Raw genomic sequence first — 26,489 nt, forward strand, 5'->3', positions numbered from 1 at the left:
CCGCGGTCACGACTCTCACTGTGGAGGGTGGCGTCGACAGAGGCAATGTCTTGACAGACACACTTACGCTGATCGATGTGTCTGGTGATACACACGGCGGCGACGGCCAGCTGGAAATCTGGCTGGGGGCGCTCGCCGACATCGGAGAGGCCGTCGGTGGGGACACCCCCGTGGAGGCCGTGCTGGATCGGGTGGCCGAGACCGCATGCACCCTGCTCGGATACGACTTCTGCGCTGTCTTCCTGCCGACCACCGATCGCAGTGCGCTCACCATCGTCGGTTCACACGGGCTCTCGCCGGACTATGTCGCCCAGGTCAACGCCGACCGGCCGATCCTGCTCGACGTGCGCGACGAATACGAGGCACCGACCAGCATCGCCTTCCGCACCGGTGAGGTGGTCACGGTCGACGACATCGACCGCAAGCCGCACTTCACGTGGAGTGGGGTGGCGCACGAGCAGGGCTACCGGGCGCTGATCTCGGTTCCGCTACGCCGGTCCGGCACCGTCGTCGGGGCGCTCAACGGATACCGGGCCGGCCCCCACCGATTCGATCGCGCCGAGGTCGGACTGGTCAGCACGCTGGCGACCCAGGTCGCAGTCGCACTCGGGACCGCGCAACTGCGCGCCGCCGAACAGGCGACGATCTCCGAATTGCGGCGCGCCGCAGAAGTCCACACATCGCTGACCGAGACGGCCCTGCGCGGTGAAGGTGTCACCGGCGTCGCCGAAGCACTGGCCGAACTGCTCGGGCGGTCAGTGGCGATCGACGACGTCTACGCCGAGCAGCTGGCGGCCGCGGGCCCGGCCTCCACCGCGGAGTCCATCAGCGATGAGCGCCTACGCGAAGAGCCCAGGGCCTCCGTCACCGACGTGATCCTCGACGGCGCGCCGGTGGCGCACATTCGCGTCGCCGCGACGGACGATCCCCTGTCCGCCGTCGACGTCCGCGCGGTCGAACAGGCCGCGGTCGTCACCGCACTCGAGCTGTTGCGTGCCCGCACAGCGGCCGAAGTCGAACAGCGCCTGCGCGGTTCGCTGGTGGCCGACGTCCTCGGCTCCGACCCCGGCTCGCTTCCCGCCATCGTCGATCGGGCCCGCCGGCTGGGCTGGGATCTCGCCGGCACGCAGACGCTGATCGCCCTGCGCTGCAACGACACCGAGGCACTGCTGGCCGCCGCCGACCGCTTCTTCCGGCACGCGACGCAGCGCCCCCTGTCGGCCGTGCACCGCGGTGACGTGATCCTGCTCTGGCCCAGCGGAGCCGCCGTGGAGACGACCCGTCGCCTGGTCGACACCGTCGCCATGACGGGGGTGATCGCCGCTGTGTCGAGAACAGTCGACGCCGCGGGATTGCCCGCTGCATTCCGGGCCGTCCGTGGCGCCCTGGACCTGGCCGCCGGCGCGGGGGCCCCGGCCGTGATCGACCTGACCCAGCTGACGGTCGACCAGCTGCTGCTCGAGCTGGGCGACACGGCGCGCCTGACGGAGTTCGCGACATCCGTGCTGGGCCGCGCCATGGACTACGACCGCACCCGCTCGACGGCGCTGCTCGACACCGCCCGCGTCGTCATCGACGCCGGACTGGACCGGCGCGCCGCCGCCGCGCGGCTTCACCTGCACCACAACACCGTTGCTCAGCGGATGCGCCGCCTGGAGGAACTGACGGGGTTGGCGATGTCGCGGCCTGCCGATCTGCTGCAGCTGACGTCGGCGCTGACGGTCGCCCGGATCGCCGCGCTGGGGTGAGCAGTGTCAGGCCGTGATCGCGTCGAGCGCACGGTGGATCCGCTGCTCGCTGACCGGGCGGGGGGTGCCGAGTTGCTGAGCCCACAGGCTGACGCGTAGTTCTTCGATCATCCAGGCGATGTCGCGCACGTCGGCAGCGGCCGCCCGGGCCGGCGACAGCGCCGCGACCACGTCGTCGTAGGCGTCCTGCACCGCGGCCACGCGGTCCATCCGCTCGCGGTCGGCGACCGGCGCCTGCGGCAGCCGCTCGAGTCGCCGGCTGATCGCGGTCAGATAGCGGGTGAGGTCGGCCAGCCGCGGCGCACCAGCGGCTGCCACGAAGCCGGCGGGCACCAGCCGCGTGAGTTGGGCGCGGATGTCGGCGATCGCGTCGGCCTGGGCCGCCGACGGGGTGTCCGGTAGCGCGAGCGACACATCGTGCAGCGCGGTGACCACCTTCTGCGCACGCCGCACCACGTCCAGGGTCGTGGGCACCAGATCCCGGGTCACGCGGCTGCGCGCCTGTTCGAATTCCGCTCTGGTCCATATTGGTTCGGGCACCAGCAGCTGCAACGCCGCGTCGGCGCAATCCTCGATCAGCGCTGAGAGCGAACCGTCCGGATTGGTGCCCAGGGTCAGCCGGGTCCGCATGTCGAGCGCCTTCTCCACCTGCTTGGCCACCGACGGCCCCGTGAGCCGGAGCAGTCGCCGGGTACCTGCCGGCGCGGCGATCGCCTGCTCGGCCGCGCTGGCGAACACGCGCACCGCCACCGACGTTCCCTCGTCGACGAGCGCGGGGTACCCACGCACGGTGTTGCCGGACCGCCCCGGCCGTTCCACGACGCGCGGCAGCTCGTCGATGTCGGGCCACGCGCGCAGCCCCGCTCGTTCCAGGTCCCCGGCCGCAGCCGCCACCGCGTCACGGGCCGGCGCGGCCAGCGTGCGCTGCAGCTCCGTGAGGTCCTTACTCCGGGCCACGACCTTGCCGTCGGCGGCCTCCACCGCGAACGTCACCCGCAGGTGGGCGGGGATCTTGTCCAGGTCGAACGCATCGATCGGGACGAGAATGCCGGTACGGCGCCGCAATTCGCGTTGCACCGCGTCGAGCAGCGAGCCGTCCTCCGGTGTGATCGACGACAACAGCGCGCGGGCGGTGTCAGGGGCGGGCACGAAGTTACGGCGCAGATCCTTGGGCAGCGACTTGATCAGCGCGGTCAGCAGTTCCTCGCGCAGGGCGGGGACCTGCCAGGCGAACTCGTCACCGCCCAACCGGGCCAGGACGTCGACCGGAACGTGGACGGTGACGCCGTCGTCGGTGGCGCCCGGGTCGTATCGGTAGGACAGCGGCAGCGCCACGTCGTCGGCCCGCCAGGAGTCGGGTTGGTCCGCGCCGGACTCGTTGCGCAGCAGATCATCTCGCGTCATCGTCAGCAGGTCCGGCGTGCGGTGGCGCTGCTTGCGCCACCACCCGTCGAAGTGCCGAGCCGAGACAACCTCCGCGGGAATCTTGGCGTCGTAGAACGCGAAGATCTCCTCGTGGCCGACCAGCAGGTCGCGGCGGCGGGCGCGCTCCTCGAGATCGGCGAGCTCTGCACGTAACCGGGCGTTGTCGGCGAAGAAGTGGTGTTTGGTGCGCCACTCCTGGTCGACCAGGGCGTGCCGGATGAACAGCTCGCGGGCCACCGGCGGGTCGATCTGCGCGTAGTTCACCCGGCGCCGCGCCACCAGCGGCAGCCCGTACAGCGTCACCTTCTCGAACGCCATCACGGCTCCGCGCTCGGCATCCCAGTGCGGCTCACTGTATGTGCGCACCACCAGATGTCCCGCCACCCGCTCCACGGCCTCCGGATCGACACGGGCCGCGATACGCCCGAAGAGCCGGCTCGTCTCCACCAGGTCGGCCACCACGACCCAGCGCGGTGGCCGACGGGTCAGCACCGATCCGGGTGCCAGGACGAACTTCGCGTTGCGCGCGCCCAGATAGTCTCGGCCGTCGCCCTCACGCATCCCGATGTGCGACAGCAGACCCGCGGTGAGCGCCGCGTGTATCCGCGCTGCATCGGCCGGCTCGTCGGATTCGGTGATGCCGAGATCGCGACAGATGCCGCGCAGCTGCCCGACCAGGTCCTGCCATTCCCGGATCCGTAGGTAGTGCAGGAACTCCTCGCGGCACATCCGTCGAAAAGAGCTGCCGGATCGCTCCTTTCGTTGCTCGCCGAGGTAGCGCCACAGGTTCAGGAACGACACGAAGTCCGAGTGTTCGTCGGCGAAGCGCGCATGCTTCTGCCGCGCCGCCTCCTCCCGGTCGGTGGGCCGCTCCCGCGGATCCGGGATCGACAGCGCCGCGGCGAGCACCAGCATCTCTCGCACACATCCCTCGGCGTCGGCCTGCAGGATCATCCGGCCCAGCCGCGGATCCACCGGGATCTGCGCCAGTCGTCGGCCCAGCGGAGTGAGCTCACCGTCGGTGAAGGCGCCCAGTTCGGTCAGCAGCGCGATGCCGTCGCGGATACTGCGCGCATCGGGCGGGTCCAGGAATCCGAAGCCCTCGATGTCGCCGAACCCGAGCGCGGCCATCTGCAGGATCACCGCAGCCAGATTGGTGCGCAGGATCTCGGGATCGGTGTAGCGGGGCCGGGATTCGAAGTCCTGCTCCGAGTACAGGCGAATGCACACGCCCGGCGCGGTACGCCCGGATCGGCCGGCGCGCTGCGCGGCCGAGGCCTGCGAGATCGGCTCGATCGGCAGCCGCTGCACCTTGGTGCGCCGGCTGTACCGGGAGATCCGTGCCGTTCCGGGGTCGACGACGTAGCGGATGCCCGGCACCGTCAGCGACGTCTCGGCGACGTTGGTGGCCAGCACGACCCGTCGGCGGGCACGGCTCGGGCTGAACACCTTCTGCTGCTCGGCGGTGGGCAGGCGAGCGTAGAGGGGCAGGATCTCGGCCCGGTCGCCGAGATCAGCGCGCAAAGCCTCTGCGGTGTCGCGGATTTCGCGCTCACCGGACAGGAACACCAGCACGTCGCCGGGCGGCTCGCTCGCGAGTTCGGCGACGGCGTCGACGATGGCGTCGGTCGGGTCGCGCAGCTCGGTGCGCACCACTTCGTGGTCGGGGTCATCCGGGTCGTCACCCTCGGCGACCACCGGCACTTCCAAGGGGCGGTAACGGATTTCGACGGGATAGGTGCGGCCACTGACCTCCAGGATCGGCGCCGGCGTGCCGTCGGTGGCGAAGTGCCGCGCGAACCGCTCCGGCTCGATCGTCGCCGATGTGACGATCACCTTGAGGTCGGGTCGCCGCGGCAGGAGCTGGCGCAGGTATCCGAGCAGGAAGTCGATGTTGAGGCTGCGTTCGTGCGCCTCGTCGATGATCAGGGTGTCGTAGCGGAGCAGGCGGCGGTCACGCTGGATGTCGGCCAGCAGGATGCCGTCGGTCATCAGCTTCACCAGCGTGCGATCACTGGCCTGGTCGGTGAACCGGACCGTGTAGCCGACGGCCTCGCCCAGCGGGGTGCCGAGTTCGTCGGCGATGCGCTGGGCGACAGTGCGCGCGGCCAGCCGGCGCGGCTGCGTGTGCCCGATGGTGCCGCGGATGCCACGGCCCAGCTCCAGGCAGATCTTCGGCAGCTGCGTGGTCTTTCCCGAGCCCGTCTCGCCGGCCACGATGACGACCTGGTTCGCGGCGATCGCGGCGGCGATGTCGTCGCGCCGCTCGCTGACCGGCAGATCCGGGTAGCTGATCGTCGGCACGGCAGCTTCCCGGGTGGCGATCAGCGCCTCGGCCGCCGCGATCTGCTGGGTCAGCCGCTCCAGGTGCGCGGGATCGGGTGACCGCAACTGGCGCAGCTTGCGGCCGATCCGCGACGCGTCCCGCAGGGTCAGGCCGTCCAACCGGGCGCGCAGCGCGCGCACGTCGGCGGTGGTGCTCGAATCGGACATCTCAGGCAGCGGTCACCGTCGTCAGGCAGAACGGATGGCCGAGCAGCGCGGCGTAGAAGTCCGCCAGCTCAGCCGGATCCGGGCAGTCGATCGACGTCGAGCCCAGCGTGCCGACCGCGGGGTGCGCGGGGGTCTGCGCGGAAGTCATGGTCTCCACTCTGGCACGCGACGGACGGCGCGAGCGTACGGCTGCGTACGAACAACACTGCCGCGGCGAGCACCACCTCGACCGCCGCGACGACGGTGGCCGGGTGCAGCGCGTGTCCCACCGGGCCGTGTGCGGCGTCGTGCTGTCCGGCGGAGTGGTGTCCGGCGGGCAGCCCAAGATGCATCGCGATCATCGCCAGGTTCATCAACGCGACCAACAGCCAGGCCCGCACGCTGTCGCGCGTCATCAGTTCCCAGCCGCAGTAGAGGCACCCCGCGACCATCGCGCCCGTCAGCGCCACCAGCCAGGGACTGCCCATGCCGAGCGCAGCACCCCCGTGCAGCACCGCCGAGGCCACGGCCAGCGCCGCAGCCGCACACGCCGGCAGCTGCACTCTCATCGATGAAGTAGACCGCAGCAGCGGGGAATTCTCAGCGCGAGCGCGCGGGGTGTTCGCTGGTCTGCTTAGCTACACGCGTGCGCTGGGGTGCGGGGAGGCTCGCTGCTGCGATGACGGTGGTGTTCTTCACGACGGTGTTGTTCTTCACGACGGCGAGTGTCACCGTTGCCGATGCCGAACCCGTGGCGATGCGCCCGCAGTTCTACGACAAAGTGACGCGCGACGGCTGGCACCTGAACATCCGGATCGACAACGAGGTGGTCAACTCGGTGCCGAACCTGGCCAACGCCAACGACTCTCGCGAGGGTTTCGTCACCGCGTCGGCGACCGCCACGGCCGTCGGCGGATCGAGCCCGATCACCGACAGCATCTTCATCCTGGGCTACCAGCTGGGCTGCCAGTCCGATGTGTCCGCCGGCCTGCAGTACGGCGGCACCGCCGGCGTCGCACCGCAGGGCGCGGTCGGTGTCGGCGGCGGCTCCGGTGTCTCCGTCGGCGGCACGGGTGGCGTCGCCGGATTCGTGCAGACGGTTCTGCAACCCGGCGTGATCGTCGACCTCCCGCTGTCGAACATGACGCTCAGCCCCGACGGCCGGGCGATGATCGACATCGACAACATCCACATCAAGGCCGATGCGTGCGGCGGCGACGTGACCGTACGGTCGTATGCGTACCTGCGCGTCTCGACCGACGTCGCGCACACACAGTTCGCGGTCTACGGCGACCCGATCAAGATCTAGGTGACGATGATGCGCCGGACGTCGGTCTCGCTGCTGGCGGCGATGACGCTCGCCACCGCGATGGCAGCTGCTCCCATCGCAGCCGCCCAGCCGGACCTGCCCGACCCACCGCCGTGGGTGCCGCTGGCACCCGACGTCGAACCGGGCAGCTTCGACTACCCGTACAACGTCATCGCGGTCGAGACGCCGCCGCTGACGGACTCACGCGGGGTACGGATCGCGGCCACAGTCGACACGCCGTCACAGGCCGAGGGACTGCCGGGAAGCAGCCGAGGCAACGCACCCCAGGACGAGGGACCGCTGGTGACCTCGAACAGCCGCTACGGCATCTCCGCCGGTCTGGAACCGCCGGGCACCCCGACCCCGGGGGTCTCGGCCGGCGCCGGTGTGGCGGCCATGCCGACCGCGGAGAGCCCGTCGGGAACGCCGCCGTCAACCGTTGCGCCGCCCGAGTCTGCGCTACCGGACGACCTGCCCGTGTACCCGCTGCCCGCGATCGAGGAGCCCGGGAATCCGCACGAGCCGATCTACGGCCGGCCGCTGCCTTAGGCCGTGTCGGGCGCCCAGTGGGCGAGCATCTCGGCGAACGTCTCGAACGCCGGGGTGTTGATGCCGTAGGTGGCCTCGAAGTGCACGCTGAGCGGGAAGCCCAGCTCGCCCACTCCGTCGATGACGCGCTTGTAGAGGTCGACCATCAGCTTGCGCCGCTGCACCGGCTCCGAACCGGCCAGCTGCTTGACGAACTCCTGCTCGGCGGCAACGGCGGCATTGCCGGGATCCTGGATCAGCCAGTTGATCAAGCCGACCTTGGTCTCCACCGCCGGCACGAACCCGAAAGACAGCAGGATCTCGGGACGGTGTTCGTTGGTCTTGGCGAACTCGGTGAGGAAGTCGACGATCGTGTCGGAGTACAGCAGCTGCGTCATGCCGTAGGTGGCGCCGCGGTCGCACTTGAACGTGAACCGGCCCTGCTCACCCTCGCGGGTCGGGATGAGGATGACGCCGCGGTTGTCGACGACCTCGTCGAAGATCGTCAACGCATCCGTGGGCGCCACCCCGGAGCCCTCGCCGTCGCTCAGCGTGCGCGGCACACCCACGAACGCGATCCCGTCGAACCCGCTGTCGCTGAGCTCGGCCAACCGGCCGCGCAGGGTGGGCTCGTCCATGAACGCGGTGACCTGAGTGCACAACCCGCGCACATCAGGCAGTTCGGGGTTGATCATCGACCAGAACTCGAGGACGTCGAGCTTGGGCTTCATCTCCAGAGGACGGTCGTCGTCCTCCTCGATCATGCCCGGGATCATCACGTGCCGGACGCGCCCGCCGATGCCCGCCTCGGCCGAACAGCGCAGCACCTTCTCGGCGTCGGAGAGAGCCTGCTCGCGTCCCCGGTCGACGTTCGGCGGCACCAGCTCCAAAGCGATGGTGTTCAGGCTCACAACGTTGCTCCACATCTGAGTTCTCACAGCCCGGCTGCCCGGCCGACGATGCTCGTCAGCCCACGATTCCCCCGTCACCGGCGAGCAATCACCATACCGAGCGGGGCCGTGCCGGGCGCGTCGCGCACCCACCCCGCGACCACCGTCACGCACTCTTCGGCTTTCATGGAGAGCGATCCCCTATGAGAATTCTGATTCGCCGTTGCGTCACCGTCACGCTGTTCGCGCTGCTCGCCATCCTGGTCGCAGCGTGCAGTGGTCTGCAGTCACCGCCCGCCTCTCCGTCATCGAGCGCGGATTCCACCTCCCCGAAAGTCACGTCCCCGTTCGACCCGACGACGACTCCGTCGGCGCCCGCCGGCCCCATGCTGGCCTACCGCGCCGCCGATGAGATCGGCGTCGTCGACGGCACCACCAAGATCGCCACGGTGGCCGGGCCGTTTGCGCCCAGCAACGACCTCATCACCACCGAGGACGGCCGGTTCGTGTTCTCCCGCACCGTCGACAACCACGTCGGGGTCCTCGATGTGGCGAACCGGCGGGGTGGCATCCGCCAGATCCCGGTGGGCCCCACGCTGGGCACTGCGGGCGGCAGCACGATCGTCTGGTGGGAGCAGCCGAACCGGCTCATGAGCCTCGACCTCGCGGCACCGGATGCGACGCCGCGGCCGATGCAGACCGTCGACCTCCCGGCGGCGCCGGGCGCGGGCGACCCGCGGCTGATCGTGGCCCGCGGCGGAACCGCCGTGCTGGCCCGCGTCGAAGCGCCGCCATCCCCGTTCGGCGGCCCGGACACGCTCTACGCGGTACGCGGGCCCGGCGCACCGACGTCGCTCGGACAGGTCGACGCCAACAGCCCGGTCACCGTCGCCCGCCTCTCCCCCGACGGCGGCTCGCTGGCCTACGCGCTCTACCGGGCCACCAACGACGCGTGCGGGACCGCGGCCGTCGTGCAGTCCGACGCGGACGGCAACCAGCAGACGTTCGACGTCGCCGCCACCGATCCGGCGGCCGGCTTCCGCATCACCAAGCTGTGGTGGCCGCAGCAGGGCCCGCCGAAGCTGAGCCTCACGACGTGGCGCTGCGGTCAACCGCAAGCCGCACCCCCGGTCGTGTGGCAACTGACCGGCGACCACATCGCCCAGGTCGCCCCACCGACATCGGCGTTGCAGACCACCGAGTTGGCCCCGGCGCAGCGGGCGCTGATCCTGCCGCACAGCGACGGATACGACGACCCCGCCGGCGCGCTGGTGGTCGAGGAGAGCTCCCGCCGGATTCCCGTCAAGGACAACGTCGACGCCATCGCTCTCATCCAGCCGTCTCCGTAGTCTGGGAAGGATGACCATCGCGCTGCGGGACACGTTCGTCCGTGACCTCCCCGAACTCGCGGTGCGATGGCAGGCCGAGGACGCGCCGAACCCGACACTGCTGGTGCTCAACGAGCCGCTCGCCGCTGAACTGGGTCTGGACGCGGCGTGGCTGCGCAGTGCCGAAGGGGTGCGTCTGCTCGCAGGCACCGCGGTTCCGGCCGACGCGACCCCGGTGGCACAGGCCTACGCGGGTCACCAGTTCGGCGGATTCGTCCCGCGTCTGGGTGACGGCCGGGCGCTACTCCTCGGCGAACTCGTCGACGCCGCCGGAAAGACGCGCGACCTCCATCTGAAGGGGTCGGGACGCACCCCGTTCGCACGCGGGGGCGATGGCCTGGCCGCGGTCGGACCGATGATGCGCGAGTTCGTCATCAGTGAGGCGATGCACGGGCTCGGCATTCCGACCACGCGGTCGCTGTCGGTGGTGGCGACCGGCCGGCCGGTGTACCGCGAGACCGAGCTGCCCGGCGCCGTCTTGGCCCGCGTGGCGGCGAGTCACCTGCGTGTCGGCAGCTTCGAGTACGCGTCGCTGGTCGCCCGCCAGACCAAGGACATCGGTGTGCTGCGCCGGCTCGCCGACTACGCGATCGGGCGCCATCACCCGGCCTGCGCGGATGCGGCGCAGCCCTACCGGGCGCTGCTCGAGGCGGTCATCGACGTGCAGGCGGACCTGGTGGCGCGCTGGATGCTGGTCGGCTTCATCCACGGCGTGATGAACACCGACAACATGACGATCTCGGGCGAGACGATCGACTACGGCCCGTGCGCGTTCATGGAGGCGTTCGATCCGCAGACGGTGTTCAGCTCCATCGACCACGGCGGCCGCTACGCCTACGGCAATCAGCCGGGCATCGCCCTGTGGAACCTCGCGCGCTTCGCGGAGGCCCTGCTGCCGCTGCTCGACGACGATGTCGACACCGCGGTGAGCCAGGCCGAGCAGTCGCTGGGCCTGTTCCGAGACCGGTACCAGAGCCGGTGGGATGCGGGCATGCGCGCCAAGCTCGGGCTCTCCGACGCCCCGGCTGAGGCGGCCGATGCACTGAGCCAGGAGCTGCTCGTCCAGATGCAGAACAGCGGCGTCGACCACACGTCGTTCTACCGACGGCTGGCCGAGGCGGCCCGCGGGGACGCCGAACCGGTGCGCGGCGAGTTCATCGACCTCGCTGCCTTCGACGCGTGGCTCGCCCGCTGGCGCGAACTCGGCCCCGATCCGGCGGCCATGGACGCGGTCAACCCGGTCTACATCCCGCGCAACCATCTGGTGGAAGAGGCGCTGGCCGCCGCCACCGACGGCGACCTGGGTCCGGCGGAATCATTGCTCGATGCGGTGCGCGCGCCGTACGCGCAGAGACCGGGTCTCGAGCGCTACGCGGAGCCGGGCAGGCAGGAGTTCTCCGCCACGTTCCGAACATTCTGTGGGACCTGATCACACCGCGTACCGTGGCGGCGTGAGCGCGACTAGTAAGAGGCTCGGTCTGCAGGACCTGCTGTTCATCTACGGGGAAACACCCAGTTCGAAGATGCATGTGGCCGGCCTGCTGCCGTTCACGCCGCCGCCGAACGCGACGGTCGAGTACCTCCGGGAGATGATCGCCGAGGCCCGCCGCCAGGAGGTGATGCGGCCGTGGAACCTCAAGCTCGCCCACCCGCGGCTGCAGTACAGCCCGCTGCACAGCTGGGTCGAGGATAAGGAATTCGACTTCGACTACCACGTGCGCCGATCGGCGTTGGCCAGCCCCGGTGACGAACGCGAGCTCGGCGTCCTGGTCTCCCGGCTGCACAGCAACCACCTCGACCTGACCCGGCCGCCGTGGGAGCTGCACGTGATCGAGGGCCTCGAAGGCGGCCGCTTCGCGCTGTACATGAAGATCCACCACGCGCTGGTCGACGGGTACAGCGCGATGCGCATGCTCGCCCGCAGCATGTCCACCGACCCCGAGTCGCGCGACACCCGGATGTTCTTCAACGTGCCGCTGCCCGAACGCACGCGGCCGCTGGCCAGCACCGAAACCGTGAACCCGATCGCCGCGACGTTGCGGGCACTGGGCGGGATCTCCTCGACGGTGACCGGCGGTGTGAGTTCGGCGGTGGACCTGGCGACGGCGGTGGTCAACACCCAGATCCGCCGTGACGGTGACTACGCCCAGATCCCGGGGTCGGCCTCGGCGCCGCACAGCATCCTCAACGCACGGATCAGCCGCAATCGGCGCTTCGCGACGCAGCAGTACGACTTCGACCGCCTCAAGAAGCTGAGTTCACAGCACGGCGCGACGATCAACGATGTGTCTCTGGCCATCCTCGGCGGCGGCCTGCGCAAGTTCCTGTCCGAGATCGACGAGCTGCCCGACCGCTCGCTGATCGCATTCCTCCCCGTCAACGTCCGCCCCAAGGGTGACGAGGGCGGCGGCAACGCCGTCGGCGCGATCCTCGCCCCGATGGGCACCCACATCGCCGATCCGATCGAGCGGCTGAACGTCATCACCGCCGCGACGGGGGCGGCCAAGGCGCAGCTGCAGAACATGTCGCCGGCAGCGATCATCGCCTACAGTGCGGCGCTGCTCGCACCGGCGGGCACCCAGATCGCCGGCGCGCTGACCGGTGTCCAGGCGCCGTGGCCCTACACGTTCAACCTGTGCGTCTCCAACGTACCGGGCCCGCGGGAACCGTTGTGGTTCAACGGTTCTCGACTGGAAGCCACCTACCCGGTGTCCATCCCGATCCACGGCATGGCGTTGAACATCACGCTGCAGAGCTACGCCGACACCCTGAACATCGGGTTCGTCGGCTGCCGCGACCGGCTCCCGCACCTGCAGCGCCTGGCCGTCTACAGCGGCGAGGCGCTGGCCGAGCTCGAGAAGGCCTCCGAGGACTAGCTGTACTGCCCAGGCAGCTAGCCGGCGCACGCGATAGGCCAGGCGGGCAACGAGCGCGAATACGGCCATCGGCGAAAGTGAAATCCCGGCTCCGGCAGGGGCTTGCGTTCAGCGGGCGCTCTTCTAATCCGGTTCGCGCCGAACACGATCCGGGCTCGCCGCCCATTTGGCGACGCGCCGCTCTCAGGCGGCTTCGTTGTCGGGTGGTGCGGGTCCGCCGGGTTCTGACGGGTCGGCCGAATCCCGAGTCGGCTCCTCCTCGTCGGGTGGACGCAGGAGGCGTTCGGGGGTGTGGTGGGTGTTGATCCGGGTTTGGCCGGTGTCGAGGTTCGGTGGTGGGGCCCATTCGACTTCGTGGCGGGGGCTCATCGACGTGCTCCAACCCCCGTCTTTGACGCTGCGGTTGTCGGGTGGGCAGGCCAGACCGAGGTCGTCGATGTTCGTGTGTCCACCGTCGGCCCAGTCCTGGGTGACGTGGTGGACCTGGCAGCCGTAGGCGCCGACGGGGCAACCGGGTTTGGTGCAGCCGCCCTCGCGGGCGATCAACATGACCCTTTGCGCGGCCGAGGCCACCCTGCGGGTGCGGAACAGGTCGAGGGCGGAGCCGGTGGCGCGGTCGAACACCGCCAGATAATGGCTGGCGTGGGAACCCATGCGGATCACGTCGTTGATCGGCAACCGGGTACCGCCACCCGTCGTCCCGATGCCGGCTCGGGATTCGAGGTCTTGGAGGGTGGTGCGCACGATGACGGTGACCGGTAACCCGTTGAGCTGACCCAACTCCCCACTCATCAACGCGATCCGCCCGACCGCGACCAGCGCATCGTGCTGGCGTTGGGCGAGGCTGCGGTGATCGTTGTCGATCTGCGCCTGGGTCGGCGTCCCGGATGTACACGGCTCGGGGTCATCCGGGTTGCACATGCCCGGGGCGGCGTATTTGGCGAAGATCGCCTCCCACACCGCCGCCGCTTCCGGAGTCAGATCGGCCCGCCATTGCGTCATCCCGTCGCGACGTTGCGGGCTCTTGGTCAACCCCCGCTTGCGGACGCGTTCGGCGTCGTCGGGTTCGGGCCCGTCCTGATCGAGCAGGAACAGCTCCAACTCCGCGGCGTCGCGGGTGGCCTTCGGGCCCGCACCGGCGGCGATGCGCACCACCTCAGCCTCGAACTGCTCCCGCGTCGCGGCGTCGACAAAGCTCGGCAGTTTATCGACCTCCTTGCGAATGACGTCGACATGCTCCGGGGTGATCCGCCCCTCGGCCTGCGCTTCGGCGGTCGCGGGCAGCACCGGCGGCAGCGGCGCACCGGTCATCGACTGCCGCGGCGCCAGCAGCGCCGCCTCGCTCAACCGCCGATTGGCCTCCGACCCGCTGATCCGGTAGCGGATCGCCAGCACGTCTTTCCAGTTCTTCGCGCCCATCTGCACCGCAGACGTCTCGACTTGCAGCCGGGCCAACGCCCGATGCTGGGCCGCGGGCAGCCGGCACCCCGCGGTTTCGAGCTCGTCGAGCAGCTCCACCACCTCGGCAGCAGTGGATCGGTCCAGGCTGCAGGCCAGCACAGCATCGACCGCGGCGCGTAACCCCGCGACCGCCTGCTGCACCTCCACCATACTTCGAACGTACATTCGACCACCGACAATTTCGGCGACAGCGACTACGGTTTACCTGTGGCCAATCCGACCTTGCATGAATCCACGTTGCCCAACGGCCTGACCGCCGACGAGGCCCGTGCCGAAGCCGCCCGCGCCTACGAGCTCGACCGCGCCCACGTGTTCCATTCGTGGTCGGCTCAGGCCGAGATCGCCCCCATGACGATCACCGCGTCGGAGGGCTGCCACGTCTGGGACGGCCAGGGCAACCGGCTGCTCGACTTCTCCTCGATGCTGGTCAACACCAACATCGGCCACCAGCACCCCAAGGTCGTCGCCGCGATCGCCGAACAGGCCGCCAAGCTGTGCACCGTCGCACCCCAGCACGCCAACGCCGCACGCTCCGAAGCCGCGCGGTTGGTCGCCGAGCGCACCCCGGGTGAGCTGAACAAGATCTTCTTCACCAACGGCGGCGCCGACGCCGTCGAGCACGCGGTCCGCATGGCCCGTCTGCACACCGGTCGCTACAAGGTGCTCTCGCGCTACCGCTCGTACCACGGCGGCACCGAGACCGCGATCAACCTGACCGGCGACCCGCGCCGCTGGCCCAACGACCACGGCAACGCTGGGATCGTGCACTTCTTCGGGCCCTTCCTGTACCGCTCGCAGTTCCACGCCACCACCGAGGAGGAGGAGTCCGAGCGCGCGCTCGCGCATCTGCGCGACATCATCCGGATGGAAGGCCCGTCCACGATCGCCGCGATCATCCTGGAGTCGATCCCCGGCACCGCGGGCATCATGGTGCCGCCGCCCGGCTACCTCGCCGGCGTGCGGGCCCTGTGCGACGAGTACGGCATCGTCTACATCGCCGACGAGGTGATGTCGGGCTTCGGCCGTAGCGGAAAGTGGTTCGCCATCGACCATTTCGACGTCGTGCCCGATCTGCTGACGTTCGCCAAGGGCGTCAACTCCGGCTACGTGCCGCTCGGCGGGGTGGCGATCAGCCCGCACATCGCCGAGACGTTCGCCCACCGCGCCTACCCCGGTGGGCTCACCTACTCCGGGCATCCGCTCGCGACGGCCGCCGCGGTCGCGACCATCACCGCGATGGCCGACGAAGGCATCGTCGAGAACGCGGCCCGCATCGGCACCGAGGTGCTCGGACCGGCGCTGCGCGACGTCGCAGCGCGGCACCCCAGCGTCGGTGAGGTGCGTGGCGCGGGCGTGTTCTGGGCCGTCGAGCTCGTCGCCGACCAAACCACCCGCGAACCCTTGGCCCCGTACGGAAGTTCCAGCGCTGCAATGAATTCGGTGATCGCCGAATGCAAGAAGCTCGGGCTGCTGCCGTTCGCCAACTACAACCGCATCCACGTCGTCCCGCCGTGCATCATCAGCGACGACCTGGCACGCGAAGGCGTGGCACTGCTGGACAAGGCTCTCGACGTCGCCGACGCTTCTCTCGGATGACGCCGCGCTGGGCTAATCCCCCAGCTCGCCGCTGATTCCGCGTTCCAGTGCATGGCGGGCACGCTCGGGTAACACCAGCAGCCCGTCCAGTTCCCGCTGCGCCAACCGGTAGGCCCGCTCGCGCTCCTGCGGCGTGGCGGCAGCATCGGCAGCGACCCGGAGCAGCCGTTGCGCGCGCAGCAGTCGGTCCTGCTCGTCGGCGGTGAACGCGGCACGTTTGCGGCGCCGCGCTTCGGCTTCGGCGATGTCGAATGCCGTCGCGTATTCGCCGACCGCCTCGATGTAGGCCCTCAGCGAATCGCGGTCTTCGAGCAGATCGCCGATGTCGGCGGGCCGCAGGAAATCGGCGCGCAGCTTCGCCCGGTGGAAACGTTCGGTGAGGGGATCGCTCAGGTCGGTCATCAACGGAAAGTCCAGCAGCGTGGCCGCATCGAGTTCGTACTCCAGCCACCGGGTGTCGGTGCGATCGTGCTGTTCGACGGTTCGCAGGACCGTGCGCCGCTGAGCCGCCGTGGCGGGTCGCGCCGCGGCCGGCGCGGGCAATTCCGCGTCGCGCTGACGTCGCGTGGCGACGATGCCGCGGTACGTCGCGTAGCCCACACCGACCAGCGGCACGAGCACCACCAGCAGCTCGAGCAACCGGAAGATCAGACCCATCCCGCCAGAATGCCACCAACTCGTGGTTTCGATTCTGCAGCGATCGGGCAACTAGTTAGACATGCGACACAAGACACTGAATCTAGGTTCCTTGATCTTCGCGGGCGCGGCGGCGACTGCAATCGCAACTGCGCCCCTGACTTTCGCCCAGCCGGCACCGCCGCCGTGCTTCAACCCGGACGGCACCCCGTGCGCGTCGATCGGCACGGCAGGCCCGGGCGGCGCGAGCGGCGCGATCCCGGGTGGGCCGGGCGGCGAGGCCGGGCCGGGCGGCGCCAGCGGCGCGATCCCGGGCGGGCCCGGCGGCGAGGCCGGACCCGGTGGGGTCAGCGGGGCGACCAACCCCGGCGGCGTGGCCGGTGCGGCCGGTCCTGACGGCGCCAGCGGCGCGATCCCCGGCGGTCCCTCGGGTGTCGCCGGACCCGGTGGCGCCAGCGGCTCGACCAACCCCGGCGGAGTCGGCGGCTCTGCCGGACCCGGCGGAGTCTCGGGTTGCATCCCCGGAGTGGGCTGCGCCTCGATCCCCGTCGGCTGACACTGGACCAACAACTGACCACCGAACAAGGCCGGACCCGTAACGCGGGTCCGGCTTTTCGGTGCCTGTCCAGCGGCTAGCGTGGCCGGCATGCGCCTGGTGATCAAGAACGTGCGGATTTTCGACGGACTGTCCGACCAGACCAGCGACGGGCACGTACTCATCGAGGGCCGCACGATCACCGCGGTCGAACGGTCACCCATCGCCGAGACCGACGGCACGACCGTGATCGACGGTGCGGGGCGCACCCTGATGCCCGGCATGATCGACGCGCACGCCCACCTCGTCGGGATGGCCAACTCGCTACTGGACCTCGCGATGGGCTCGCAGACCCTGCTGGCCGCCAAGACATTGGTCGGCGCCCGGGACACTCTGCTGCGCGGCTTCACCACAGTGCGCGACATGGCCGGCGACACCGCGGGCATCAAGACGGTGACCGATGCCCGACCGGAACTGGGCCCGCGCATCTACCCCAGCCAGGCCGCGGTCTCGCAGACCGGCGGTCACGGCGACTTCAGTTTCGTCTACGAACGTCCGACCGCACTGGGCGGCAACGAGTCCCGCGGGGAACAGATCGGTTTCATGCGCGTCGCCGACGGGCCCGAACGCGTCCTGGCCGCGGTGCGCGAACAACTGAAGCTCGGCGCCAGCCAGATCAAACTGATGGTCGGGGGCGGCGCGGCGTCGCTCTACGACCCGCTCTACACCGTCCAGTTCACCCCGGCCGAACTGCGCGCCGCCGTGCAGGCCGCCGAGGACTACGGCACCTACGTCGCCACGCACGTCTACAACGTCCCCGGCATCCGACGGGCCGTCGAGGCCGGGGTGAAGTCCATCGAGCACGGCCACCTCGCCGATGAACCGACCATCGCGATGCTCGCCGAGCGCGAGGTGTGGCTGTCCACGCAGCCGTTCGCCGAACACGACCACACGTTCGCGAACCCGGCCAGCGCAGAGAAGAACCGCGAGATCTGCGCGGGCACCGACCGGCTCTTCGGCTGGGCCGCCACACACGGTGTGCGGCTGGCCTGGGGTACGGACCTCCTGTTCGAGCCCGAGCACGCCGATCTGCAGAGCGCGATGGTGGTGCGACTCGGCGAGTACATCAGCGCCGTTGACGCGCTCAAACTGGTCACGTCGGGCAACGCCGCACTTCTGCGGCTGGCCGGCGATCGCGATCCCTACCGGTCGGCCCGCGTCGGTGAGATCACCGCCGGCGCATGGGCCGACGTGCTGTTGGTCGACGGCGATCCGACTGTTGACCTGTCCGTGCTCGGCGATCCCGCAACCAATCTGCCCGTGATCATCAAGGACGGCGCGATCGTGAAGGGACAGCCGGCATGACGGACCTGACCGGGCGCGCCGTCATCGTGACCGGCGCCGCTCGCGGTGTCGGCAAGGGCATCGCGACGGCGCTCACCGCGCGCGGCGCCTCCGTGCTGCTCGTCGACCGCGACGCGGAGCTGCTGAGCACGACGGCGGCGGAACTGAGCGGCGGACAGGTCGCCTCGGTGACCATGGACCTCCGCGAGGATGACGCCGCCGAGCGCATCGTGGCGGCGGCCGTCGACGCTTTCGGCTCGGTGCACGGCCTGGTCAACAACGCGATCGCGACCAACGAGCCCAAGGCTTTCCACGAGATCACCCGGGAGGACTACGACCTCGTGTTCGACGTGGGACCACGTGCCACGTTCGCCCTGATGCAGGCGGTGTACCCGGTGTTCGTCGGCAACGGCGGAGGCAGCATCGTCAACCTCGGCTCGGGGTCGGGCACCCAGGGTCTCTCCCGGTTCGGCGCCTATGGGGCGGCGAAGGAAGCCATCCGCGGCATGTCGAAAGTCGCGGCGCTGGAGTGGGGCCGGCACCGCATCCGGGTGAACGTGGTGTGTCCCTATGCCGAAACCGAGAGCATCAGGGCGTGGCGGGACATGGACCCGCAGACCTACGAGCGCACTGTGCGCGCCGTGCCGCTGGGCCGCCTCGGCGACGTGGCGACCGACATCGGCCCCGTGGTGTGCTTCCTGCTCGGTGACGACGCGGCGTTCGTCACCGGTCAGACGCTCATGGCCGACGGTGGATCGGCTGGTTTCCGCTGACCCTGGTCACGCAGTACGCCGCGAGAACCCGTGCCAGCGGCGCGACTTCGGCGAGGTCGGCATGCCCGTCGTGTGAGTAGATCTCCATGAGGTAGCTCGTCTCGCCGGCGGGGATGCCGACTCCGAGCACTGCCTGGTAGCCCAGCTCGCGAAGGAGCGCGACCTCGTCGGGATCGGCGGACTCCATGCCGACGGCGGCCAGGAAGGTCGTGCCGTCGGCGATCGCGCGCGCCGTGGCCGGGTATTCCTCGAGGGAGTAGTTCGGCGGGCCGAAGTCGACGAGAACGATCAGTCCCGCCTCACGCTTGCGCACACTGGAGACGTTGTTCACCATCCGCAGCGCCGACCCGCCGCCAACGGTTTCCGAGATCGCCCAGGCCGCGGCATCCACAGCCTGAGCGAGCGCGACGGCCAGCGCCTCCAAGGCCTGGGCCAGCGTCAGCGCGGGCTGCTCGTCGAGCGTGCGCACCAGATCGGATGCCAACCGGTCGACAGCGCGCCGCGGGCCGGAGCGGCGGTCCCACCCGTCGAGGTCGCGTGCATCCAGCGGCGCACCGGTGCTGTAGCGCGCCGGCCCCTGCCGCTTGGCGTGTAGCAGCGCGGCGTCGGCGGCCGCCAGCAACTCGCCGGCGCTGCGGACGCCGGGCCCCGCCACCGCCGCGCCCCAACACAGACTGACCTCGCGATCGACGACATCGTGCAGCGCGCGGGTGGCATCGGTGGCGAACACCTGGGCCGAGGCCAGGGTCGCGTCGGGCAGCACGATGCAGAACTCGTCGCCGCCCAGGCGCGCGGCGATGGCGCCATCGACGGTCTCGGCCAGCCCACCCAGAACGGCGGCGACGTCGCGCAGCAGCTGATCGCCCGCCGGGTGGCCGTCGCGGTCGTTGATGCGCTTGAAGCCGTCCAGATCGCACAGGATCGCGACGGGAGTCGACCTCTCCCAATCCAATTCGGCGAATCGCTGGTCGACCGCGCGGCGGTTGGCGATGCCGGTGAGCGGATCCTGCAGCGCGTATCCCCACACCGTGTTCAACGTCTCGGACCGGTTGATCGCCACGGTGATGTAGGCGGCGATGGCCGAGAGCAGCTGCGCGTCCCCGAGGTCGAACCGTCGGCCGCCGTCGCCCGAAGCCCAGATCTCACCCCACATGGCGTCGCCGCTCATGATCGGCACGGCGATCTCGCTCTCCTTGCCGATCTTCTGCAACCACTCGGTGCAGTACGGAGGGCAGTCGGGCTCGTCGAGAGCGTTGATGTACGGGCGGCCGTGCAGCAGCAACTCCGAGATGTGCGGATCGGCGGACACCGGGTAGAACTCGTCGGTGGGCCATCGGCTCTCGTCGGGGCCGATGTCGCCGACGTTGATCATCGTGCGCAGCTGTGCGAGGTCGGCCTCCCAGCGGCTGATCGACAGCGATGACGCATGCAGTGCCGCGAGCGCCTGCTCGGCGATCACCTCGAGGGCATCGTCGAACGCGTCGGCCCGTGCGACCGCCTCGGCGATGCGCAGCAGCGACTGGAGCACGCGCAGGTCAGCAGGGGCGCCGGAGAGCGGCAATTCTGCCGCCGTGCCACCGTCCATGTGCCGCGCACCCGTCTATCCCCACCATTCGCGCTGATAGCGCGGAGGCTGATGCTACCGGCGGAACCTGTGCACCGTCATTTCCTGCGCGCACAGGTAACCTGCCCAGCTGTGCAGCCGATACCCGTCATCGCCCTGACCGGTTATCTGGGCGCTGGGAAGACGACGTTGCTCAACCATGTGTTGCGTGCCCCGGACGCACGAATCGGCGTGGTGATCAACGACTTCGGTGAGCTCAATGTCGACGCAGGACTGGTCACCGGCCAGGTCGACGAGCCCGCGTCGATCGCCGGCGGATGCATCTGCTGCCTGCCCGACGAGGGCGGTCTCGACGTGGCGCTGGCCCGGCTGGCTGATCCCCGTCTGCGGCTGGACGCGATCATCGTGGAGGCCAGCGGCCTGGCCGAGCCGGTGGCGATCGCCCGCATCATCCGATTCAGCGGCGTCGACGGTATCCGGTCGGGCGGCGTGGTCGACGTGCTGGATGCGGTGACGCACTTCGACACCGTCGATCGGGACGCCGCCCCGCCGGCGCGGTACGGCGCCGCCACTCTGGTGGTGGTCAACAAGCTCGACCAGGTCGCCGACGCGGAGGCGACGCTGCAGCGCGTGACCGGGCGGGTGCGCGAGAACAACCCCCATGCCCAGGTCGTGGGCGCCACGGCCGGGCGGATCGACCCCGCGCTGCTGTTCGACGTGGCCGCCGACGAACAGGTGGGGCAGCTGACGTTCCAGGAATTGCTGAAAGCCGGCGAGCACCAGGAGGAACCTCCGCACGCGCACACTCACGCGGATTCCGTGACCGTGCTGAGCGAGGGCTGTGTGGACCCCGGCGCGGTGCTGGACCTGCTCGAGGAACCACCGGCCGGGGTGTATCGGATGAAGGGCACGATCGCCGTCCGGTTCCGCGGCGCGGTGCGCCGCTACGTGGTGAACGTCGTCGGCGCGTCGGTCCACGTCGCACCCGCCAAGGCGGACGCCGACGCGAACAACCTCGTCGCGATCGGCATGCACCTGGACACCGACGTCGTGCGCGCCGCGGTGTCATCCGCGCTGGCACCCAGTACCGGAACCGCGGCGGCGCCGGACATCCGGCGGCTGCAACGCTACCGCCGGCTCAGCATCTGACACCTAGGCTGGGTTGGTGCCAGAACGTCCGTCACCCGAACTGAACGTGCTCGGCGAGCCACTCGACCCCTGCGGCACCGAACCGCTGACCGGGTTCTATCGCGACGGCTGCTGCAGCACCGGCGATCAGGACCTCGGTCTGCACACCATCTGCGCCGTCGTGACGGCGGAGTTCCTCGCCCATCAGCGGTCGATCGGCAATGACCTCAGCACACCGATGCCCGCCTACCGGTTTCCCGGCCTCGTGCCGGGCGACCGCTGGTGCGTGACGGCGCGCAATTGGCTGCGGGCACACCAGGACGGGCAGGCCTGCCCCGTCGTGCTGGCGTCGACGCACGAACGCACCCTCGACATCGTTCCGCTGGAGGTGCTGGCGTCCTACGCCGTCGACGTCCCCGACGACCCGGCAGGGCTCTAGACGCGAACTCGGGTTAGCGTCGGTCATGGCTTCGGTGTTGACGGTGAACACGGCGACTGCACCCATCGATCTGGGCGAACTGCGTACCGGAATCGACAAGCGGCCCAGTGCCGACCCCTTGGCGGTCAGCGCACCGGGGCCGGCGAAAGCGGGGCCGGGCAGCGGCGTCGCCGGGGATTCCATCATCAACCGGCGCTACCACGGCGGAGACGATCAGGCGGTGTACGCCTACGCCCGTGAGGATCTGGACCGTTGGGAGCGTGACCTGGGCCGCGAATTGACCAACGGGGTGTTCGGCGAGAACCTGACCACGGCCGACGTCGACGTGACCGGCGCCCTGGTCGGTGAGCGGTGGGCGGTCGGCTCGGACGGGCTTCTGCTCGAGGTGACCAGCCCCCGGACTCCGTGCCGCACGTTCGCCAGCTGGATGGGCATCCGCGGATGGATGAAGACGTTCACCACCGCCGCATTGCCCGGTGCCTACTTCCGCGTCATCGCTCCCGGAACCGTCCGCGCCGGGGACGGGGTCGAGGTGGTCTCGCGGCCCGACCACGACGTCACGGTCGGCGTCGTGTTCCGCGCCCTGATGAGCGAGCCGGACCTGCTCCCGCGTCTCGCCGTCGCGGATGCACTGCCCGCCAAGATCAAGCGGCAGGTGGCCAAACGCACCGGTGTGAGCTGAGTCCCATTCGGCGCTTCGTTTCGGCGATGCGGTTTTGCCCGCCGCGGCAGCCGGGAACGCACATCACGCGCCGACTCTGTCGATGACGACACCTCCCTCGGCGCGAACCCCCATCCCGAGGAGCTGTATTTCCTGTGGACGAAGTGACTTTCGCGCCCGCGACCCATCTGGCCACTGCCGCAGCGTGGGTGGCCGGCGCTGCCGGGCTGGCCTATGCGCTCGGGCTGTCGTTGTCCTGGCTGCTCCAGCGGCTGGGTCGGCGCAGCCGTGTGCTGCATGACGTCGCCGACCTGACGCGGCGGCCCCTGCGGGCGACCCTGGTGGTCATCGCGGCGTCAGCTGCGGTGCGGCGTGTGTCCGACGGGCAGGCCGGCTGGCGCGGCTGGCTGGACCACACGCTGGTGATCGCGCTGATCGGTACGGTCACCTGGTTGGTGGCGAGTCTGCTGGTGGTGGCCGAACGGCAGGTGATCGACCGGTTCGCCGGCGGCGACACCGGGCTGACCGATGCAGACCGGCACCGCCGCAAGATCCGTACCCAGGTCACCACGCTGCGCCGGCTCGCCGTGGCGGTGCTCGGCGCGGCCGCGGCGTTGATGACGTTTCCGTCGTTCAGCGACATCGGCAAGACGGTGTTCGCCTCTGCCGGCGTGCTGACCGTGGTCGCCGGCCTGGCGGCCCAGACCTCGCTGGGTTCGGTGTTCGCGGGCATCCAGATCGCCTTCTCCGACGCGATTCGCGTCGGAGACGTGGTGGTGCTCGAAGAGGAATGGGGCCGCATCGAGGAGATCACGCTGACGTACGTCGTCGTGCACCTGTGGGACGAGCGCCGGCTGGTCCTGCCGTGCACGTACTTCACCACGACGCCGTTCCAGAACTGGACCCGCAACGCCACCCAGCTGCTGGGCACCGCGGAACTCGACGTCGATTTCACCGTGCCGTTCGACGCGATGCGCGCCGAACTGGACCGGCTGCTGCGGGCCAACGAGAAGTGGGACGGACGTGTGGGTGTCCTGCAGGTCACCGACGCCGTCGAGGGTGTCGTGCGGGTACGGATGCTGGTCAGTGCGTCCAACGCGGCGCAGCTGTTCGACCTGCGGTGCGATGTGCGCGAAGGCATGGTGGCGTGGCTCCAGCGCACCAACCCGGGGGCTCTGCCGTGCCGGCGCATCGAGCACCAGACCTCCACCGACCGCGCCGACACCTACGACGGCGGCTATCCCGGCGCACCGCAAGCAGATTCGGGCCTCTTCAGCGGCAGCGCGGACGCCGACCGGCGTGGCCGCGCGTTCGAGAAGACCGGCTAGACCGAAAGGCCCGACGTGATGGGCGTGACGGTGGTGCTGTTGTCCGCATTCGAGCCTGTGGTCAGGTACGGCGTGCCATCCGCGCCGATCACAACGCCCACGGCGTATGTGCCCGCAGCGTAGGGGATGTCGAGCACTTTGGTGACGCCCGACGCCGTGAGGGCGTACACCGCGCCGCCGCTCGGACCGTAGTCGACGACATAGTCCGTGCCGTCGGGGGCGAACACCAGGGGCTTCGTGCCGCCGACCAGGATCGGGTTGGTGACCGTCAGGGTCGCGCCCGTCGCGCCGGACGCGTCGAAGCCGGTGATCCTGACCCCGCTGAAGTTCGCGGAATTCGCCTTGGTCAGGAGGTAGCCCGTCCCGTCGGGCGCGAACTGGACGTCGACGAAGTTCGGGGTGCCCCCGTTGGGCACCGTCGGGGTCAGCGAGTCGTTCGCCAGTGACAGGACCTGGGTGGCCAACGTGTCCGGGGGCAGAGTGCCGGCGGGGTACCTCACCACCGCATAGGGCGTGCCGTCGGGACCGAAGAACACCGGGCCGTCGACGGTGGCGCCCTGCGGGAGGTCGACGGTCCGCGTTACCGTCCCGTCGGCGGCCAGGACAGCGACATGGTCTGAGCCGCCCGCGGAATACCTGACGTAACCGAACTCGTCGGCATGCGGACCCTCGCCGATCGCCTGGACGAACCCGGGGTCGGCGGGCATCGTGCCGGGCAGGACCACGGTCGTGCGGTTCCCCGCGGCGTCGAAGACTGCGACCGCGGTGGTGCCCGCGGTGGGGTCGACGAGCGGGGCGTACACGGCGCCCGCCGGGGTCACCTGGAAGCCGGTCAACGCCGAGATGCGGCCGTCGATGGCGGCCAGGGTGTCGATGTCGGTTCGGGTGAGCTTGGAGATGTAGGTGGTGCCGTCGACACCGTTGTCCTTGGCTCCGGGATAGGTGTGCGTCTCGAGGTAGACGCCGTCGTCGGTCGTCACGGTGACCCCGGCCAGACCCGGCAGGGTGCGCACGGTGTTCGAGGTGCCGTAGACGGTGTAGAGCCGGGTGCTCTGGCTGCCGAACCATGAGACGGAAGCAGGCAGATACAGCGTGCCGTCCGGGCCGAGCACCGGCTCGCCGAGGGCGGAGGCGGAGTAGGGCAGAAGGATCGTCTTCGACTTCCCTGCGGTGTCGAACGCGTACAGCGTGGAGCCGCCGAACCTGCTCGACAACAGGTAGGCGGTGCCGTCGTCGGCCAGCGTCAACGAGGTGCGGGGCGGCAATGACCGCACGGTGTCGTCAGGCGAGATGCGGACGAAGCGGTACTCATAGCTCCCGTAGGGGATGAAGGGCACGGTGATGGTGGTCCTGGTGTAGACCGATCCGTCCGCGCCGACGGTCAAACCACCCGCTCCGCCGGTGAGACGGGCGACGGTGGTGACCTCGCCCTGGTTGTCGATCGCGGAGATCGTCGACCGGTTCCTCAGCCCGCCGTTGACCGTGGACACGAGCAGCGTGCCGTCCGGCCGCGCCGCAATCGAGTCGACGCGCGAGCCCACCGCCCCTCCGGGCAGATACCCCGTGGTGGTGACGACGTTCCCGTCGCTGTCGAGAATGCTGACGCGGGTGCCCGTCGCGTCGGAGGTGACCTGATAGAGGGTTCCGTCTGCGCCGACGACGACGGGGCCCTTCGGTTGACCCGGGATGGGCACCGATGCGGCGGCCACGGTCTGGGAGGTGCTGGTCTGCGGGCCGGTGGTCCCGAGGTCACGGCCCTCGGCGACCTGCCGTCGAACCTGGCCGAGCATCGTCCACAGCACGGGCGCGGCGGCCGGCGCGTCCGGTGTGTCGGGACGCTGCGCAGGGGCATGCGGGGCGAACAGCGACCGCAACACCGTCGCCACCGGCGCGGGGCCGGTCACATCCGCCACGGCGGGTGGATCAGCCGATTCCGGCAAACTCCGGAACGGGGAGCGACGGGGAGAGTGCAGTGGTGTCGCATCGTCGCGGTCAGAGGTGGCTTCGGGCGTGTCATCGACCCCTGGGGCCGTGGGCGAGGAGGCCTTCGGGCGATGCACGCGCAAGCTTCCGGCGGCCTGCTCCGCGGTGTCACCGGATGCTTTACCGGGGCGTTCGGCGGTCGTGGTTCCGGTATCGGAATCAGATTTTGACGCTGCCGCAACCCGTTTGGGGGCGCGCTTGTGCGGAGACCGGCTGGAGGCCTGGGATGTGCCAACCGCAGTGGCCGACGCACCGGCCGAACCACCCGTGTCGGGTGCCGCCCCTGCGACTGCCGGCCACGCCGCGATGGCGGACCCGATACCCAGCGCAACCGCCAGCGCGCCCACCCGCCCGATGTTTTTCTCTGCCGCCATTGGCCGACTCCCCCTGTTGTCGTCCGGCAAA

General features: G+C 69.9%; 21 protein-coding genes. 14 read left to right on the top strand and 7 right to left on the bottom strand.

What is annotated here, in order from left to right:
• The first annotated feature begins 77 nt into the window (after nucleotides 1-77).
• The gene (locus DMB80_RS07610; RefSeq protein WP_162938449.1) at nucleotides 78-1,748 is read left to right on the top strand and encodes a helix-turn-helix domain-containing protein; all 1,671 of its coding nucleotides are present in this window, start codon (nucleotides 78-80) and stop codon (nucleotides 1,746-1,748) included.
• A gap of 6 nt (nucleotides 1,749-1,754) precedes the next feature.
• On the opposite strand, the gene hrpA is transcribed toward DMB80_RS07610, so the two are convergent.
• Nucleotides 1,755-5,666: an ATP-dependent RNA helicase HrpA gene (gene hrpA / locus DMB80_RS07615; protein ID WP_111509286.1), complete on the bottom strand. Its 3,912-nt coding sequence runs from the start codon at nucleotides 5,664-5,666 to the stop codon at nucleotides 1,755-1,757.
• Nucleotides 5,667-5,734: 68 nt separating this feature from the next.
• Nucleotides 5,735-6,214, bottom strand: coding sequence for a hypothetical protein (locus DMB80_RS07625; protein WP_240431055.1), 480 nt, complete (start codon nucleotides 6,212-6,214; stop codon nucleotides 5,735-5,737).
• Nucleotides 6,215-6,324: 110 nt separating this feature from the next.
• Between DMB80_RS07625 and DMB80_RS07630 the strand changes: the two genes are divergently transcribed.
• Both DMB80_RS07630 and DMB80_RS07635 read left to right on the top strand, forming a co-directional pair.
• Nucleotides 6,325-6,954: an MspA family porin gene (locus DMB80_RS07630; RefSeq protein WP_111509287.1), complete on the top strand. Its 630-nt coding sequence runs from the start codon at nucleotides 6,325-6,327 to the stop codon at nucleotides 6,952-6,954.
• On the top strand, nucleotides 6,955-7,503 hold the full coding sequence (locus tag DMB80_RS07635) for a hypothetical protein (protein ID WP_111509288.1): 549 nt from the start codon (nucleotides 6,955-6,957) through the stop codon (nucleotides 7,501-7,503).
• Here DMB80_RS07635 and DMB80_RS07640 read toward each other — a convergent pair.
• Nucleotides 7,500-8,393 (bottom strand): mycobacterial-type methylenetetrahydrofolate reductase, encoded by an 894-nt coding sequence (locus DMB80_RS07640; RefSeq protein WP_111509378.1) that lies wholly within the window; start codon nucleotides 8,391-8,393, stop codon nucleotides 7,500-7,502. The two genes, DMB80_RS07635 and DMB80_RS07640, sit on opposite strands and share 4 nt — an antisense overlap.
• A 182-nt stretch (nucleotides 8,394-8,575) precedes the next feature.
• Between DMB80_RS07640 and DMB80_RS07645 the strand changes: the two genes are divergently transcribed.
• The 3 genes from DMB80_RS07645 to DMB80_RS07655 are packed head-to-tail and all read left to right on the top strand — an operon-like array spanning nucleotide 8,576 to nucleotide 12,636.
• Nucleotides 8,576-9,721, top strand: a complete 1,146-nt coding sequence (locus tag DMB80_RS07645; protein WP_111509289.1) for a hypothetical protein — start codon at nucleotides 8,576-8,578, stop codon at nucleotides 9,719-9,721.
• Between the two features lie 10 nt (nucleotides 9,722-9,731).
• Nucleotides 9,732-11,189, top strand: a complete 1,458-nt coding sequence (locus DMB80_RS07650; RefSeq protein WP_111509290.1) for a protein adenylyltransferase SelO — start codon at nucleotides 9,732-9,734, stop codon at nucleotides 11,187-11,189.
• A gap of 22 nt (nucleotides 11,190-11,211) precedes the next feature.
• Nucleotides 11,212-12,636, top strand: a complete 1,425-nt coding sequence (locus DMB80_RS07655) for a WS/DGAT/MGAT family O-acyltransferase (RefSeq protein ID WP_111509379.1) — start codon at nucleotides 11,212-11,214, stop codon at nucleotides 12,634-12,636.
• A 183-nt stretch (nucleotides 12,637-12,819) separates the two neighbouring features.
• Here DMB80_RS07655 and DMB80_RS07660 read toward each other — a convergent pair whose 3' ends face one another.
• On the bottom strand, nucleotides 12,820-14,262 hold the full coding sequence (locus DMB80_RS07660) for an HNH endonuclease signature motif containing protein (protein ID WP_111509291.1): 1,443 nt from the start codon (nucleotides 14,260-14,262) through the stop codon (nucleotides 12,820-12,822).
• 42 nt (nucleotides 14,263-14,304) lie between these two features.
• Here DMB80_RS07660 and DMB80_RS07665 point away from each other — a divergent pair, with 42 nt between their 5' ends.
• Nucleotides 14,305-15,693, top strand: a complete 1,389-nt coding sequence (locus tag DMB80_RS07665; protein ID WP_111509292.1) for an aspartate aminotransferase family protein — start codon at nucleotides 14,305-14,307, stop codon at nucleotides 15,691-15,693.
• Between the two features lie 12 nt (nucleotides 15,694-15,705).
• Here DMB80_RS07665 and DMB80_RS07670 read toward each other — a convergent pair whose 3' ends face one another.
• Nucleotides 15,706-16,350 (bottom strand): hypothetical protein, encoded by a 645-nt coding sequence (locus tag DMB80_RS07670; protein ID WP_046365979.1) that lies wholly within the window; start codon nucleotides 16,348-16,350, stop codon nucleotides 15,706-15,708.
• A 61-nt stretch (nucleotides 16,351-16,411) separates the two neighbouring features.
• Between DMB80_RS07670 and DMB80_RS07675 the strand changes: the two genes are divergently transcribed.
• From DMB80_RS07675 to DMB80_RS07685, 3 genes are all read left to right on the top strand, one after another.
• Nucleotides 16,412-16,885: a hypothetical protein gene (locus DMB80_RS07675; RefSeq protein WP_205538573.1), complete on the top strand. Its 474-nt coding sequence runs from the start codon at nucleotides 16,412-16,414 to the stop codon at nucleotides 16,883-16,885.
• Nucleotides 16,886-16,975: 90 nt separating this feature from the next.
• Nucleotides 16,976-18,229 carry a metal-dependent hydrolase family protein gene (locus tag DMB80_RS07680; RefSeq protein ID WP_111509381.1) on the top strand — a complete coding sequence of 418 codons (1,254 nt, stop codon included), beginning with the start codon at nucleotides 16,976-16,978 and terminating at the stop codon, nucleotides 18,227-18,229.
• Nucleotides 18,226-18,981, top strand: coding sequence for an SDR family NAD(P)-dependent oxidoreductase (locus DMB80_RS07685; protein ID WP_111509293.1), 756 nt, complete (start codon nucleotides 18,226-18,228; stop codon nucleotides 18,979-18,981). Before DMB80_RS07680 ends, DMB80_RS07685 begins: the two co-directional genes overlap by 4 nt.
• On the opposite strand, the gene DMB80_RS07690 is transcribed toward DMB80_RS07685, so the two are convergent.
• Nucleotides 18,947-20,566, bottom strand: coding sequence for a GGDEF domain-containing protein (locus DMB80_RS07690; RefSeq protein WP_111509294.1), 1,620 nt, complete (start codon nucleotides 20,564-20,566; stop codon nucleotides 18,947-18,949). The genes DMB80_RS07685 and DMB80_RS07690 overlap by 35 nt on opposite strands.
• A gap of 111 nt (nucleotides 20,567-20,677) precedes the next feature.
• Here DMB80_RS07690 and DMB80_RS07695 point away from each other — a divergent pair, with 111 nt between their 5' ends.
• From DMB80_RS07695 to DMB80_RS07710, 4 genes are all read left to right on the top strand, one after another.
• Nucleotides 20,678-21,694, top strand: coding sequence for a CobW family GTP-binding protein (locus tag DMB80_RS07695; RefSeq protein WP_111509295.1), 1,017 nt, complete (start codon nucleotides 20,678-20,680; stop codon nucleotides 21,692-21,694).
• 16 nt (nucleotides 21,695-21,710) lie between these two features.
• Nucleotides 21,711-22,112: a DUF2237 family protein gene (locus tag DMB80_RS07700; protein WP_111509296.1), complete on the top strand. Its 402-nt coding sequence runs from the start codon at nucleotides 21,711-21,713 to the stop codon at nucleotides 22,110-22,112.
• 25 nt (nucleotides 22,113-22,137) lie between these two features.
• Complete coding sequence (locus DMB80_RS07705; protein WP_111509297.1) at nucleotides 22,138-22,794, top strand: MOSC domain-containing protein; 657 nt, start codon at nucleotides 22,138-22,140, stop codon at nucleotides 22,792-22,794.
• A gap of 134 nt (nucleotides 22,795-22,928) precedes the next feature.
• Complete coding sequence (locus DMB80_RS07710) at nucleotides 22,929-24,101, top strand: mechanosensitive ion channel family protein (protein WP_111509298.1); 1,173 nt, start codon at nucleotides 22,929-22,931, stop codon at nucleotides 24,099-24,101.
• On the opposite strand, the gene DMB80_RS07715 is transcribed toward DMB80_RS07710, so the two are convergent.
• Nucleotides 24,098-26,014, bottom strand: a complete 1,917-nt coding sequence (locus DMB80_RS07715) for an NHL repeat-containing protein (RefSeq protein ID WP_111509299.1) — start codon at nucleotides 26,012-26,014, stop codon at nucleotides 24,098-24,100. The genes DMB80_RS07710 and DMB80_RS07715 overlap by 4 nt on opposite strands.
• Nucleotides 26,015-26,489: the final 475 nt, after the last annotated feature.

The sequence above is a fragment of the Mycobacterium kyogaense genome, assembly GCF_003254575.1.
Lineage (GTDB): Bacteria > Actinomycetota > Actinomycetes > Mycobacteriales > Mycobacteriaceae > Mycobacterium > Mycobacterium kyogaense.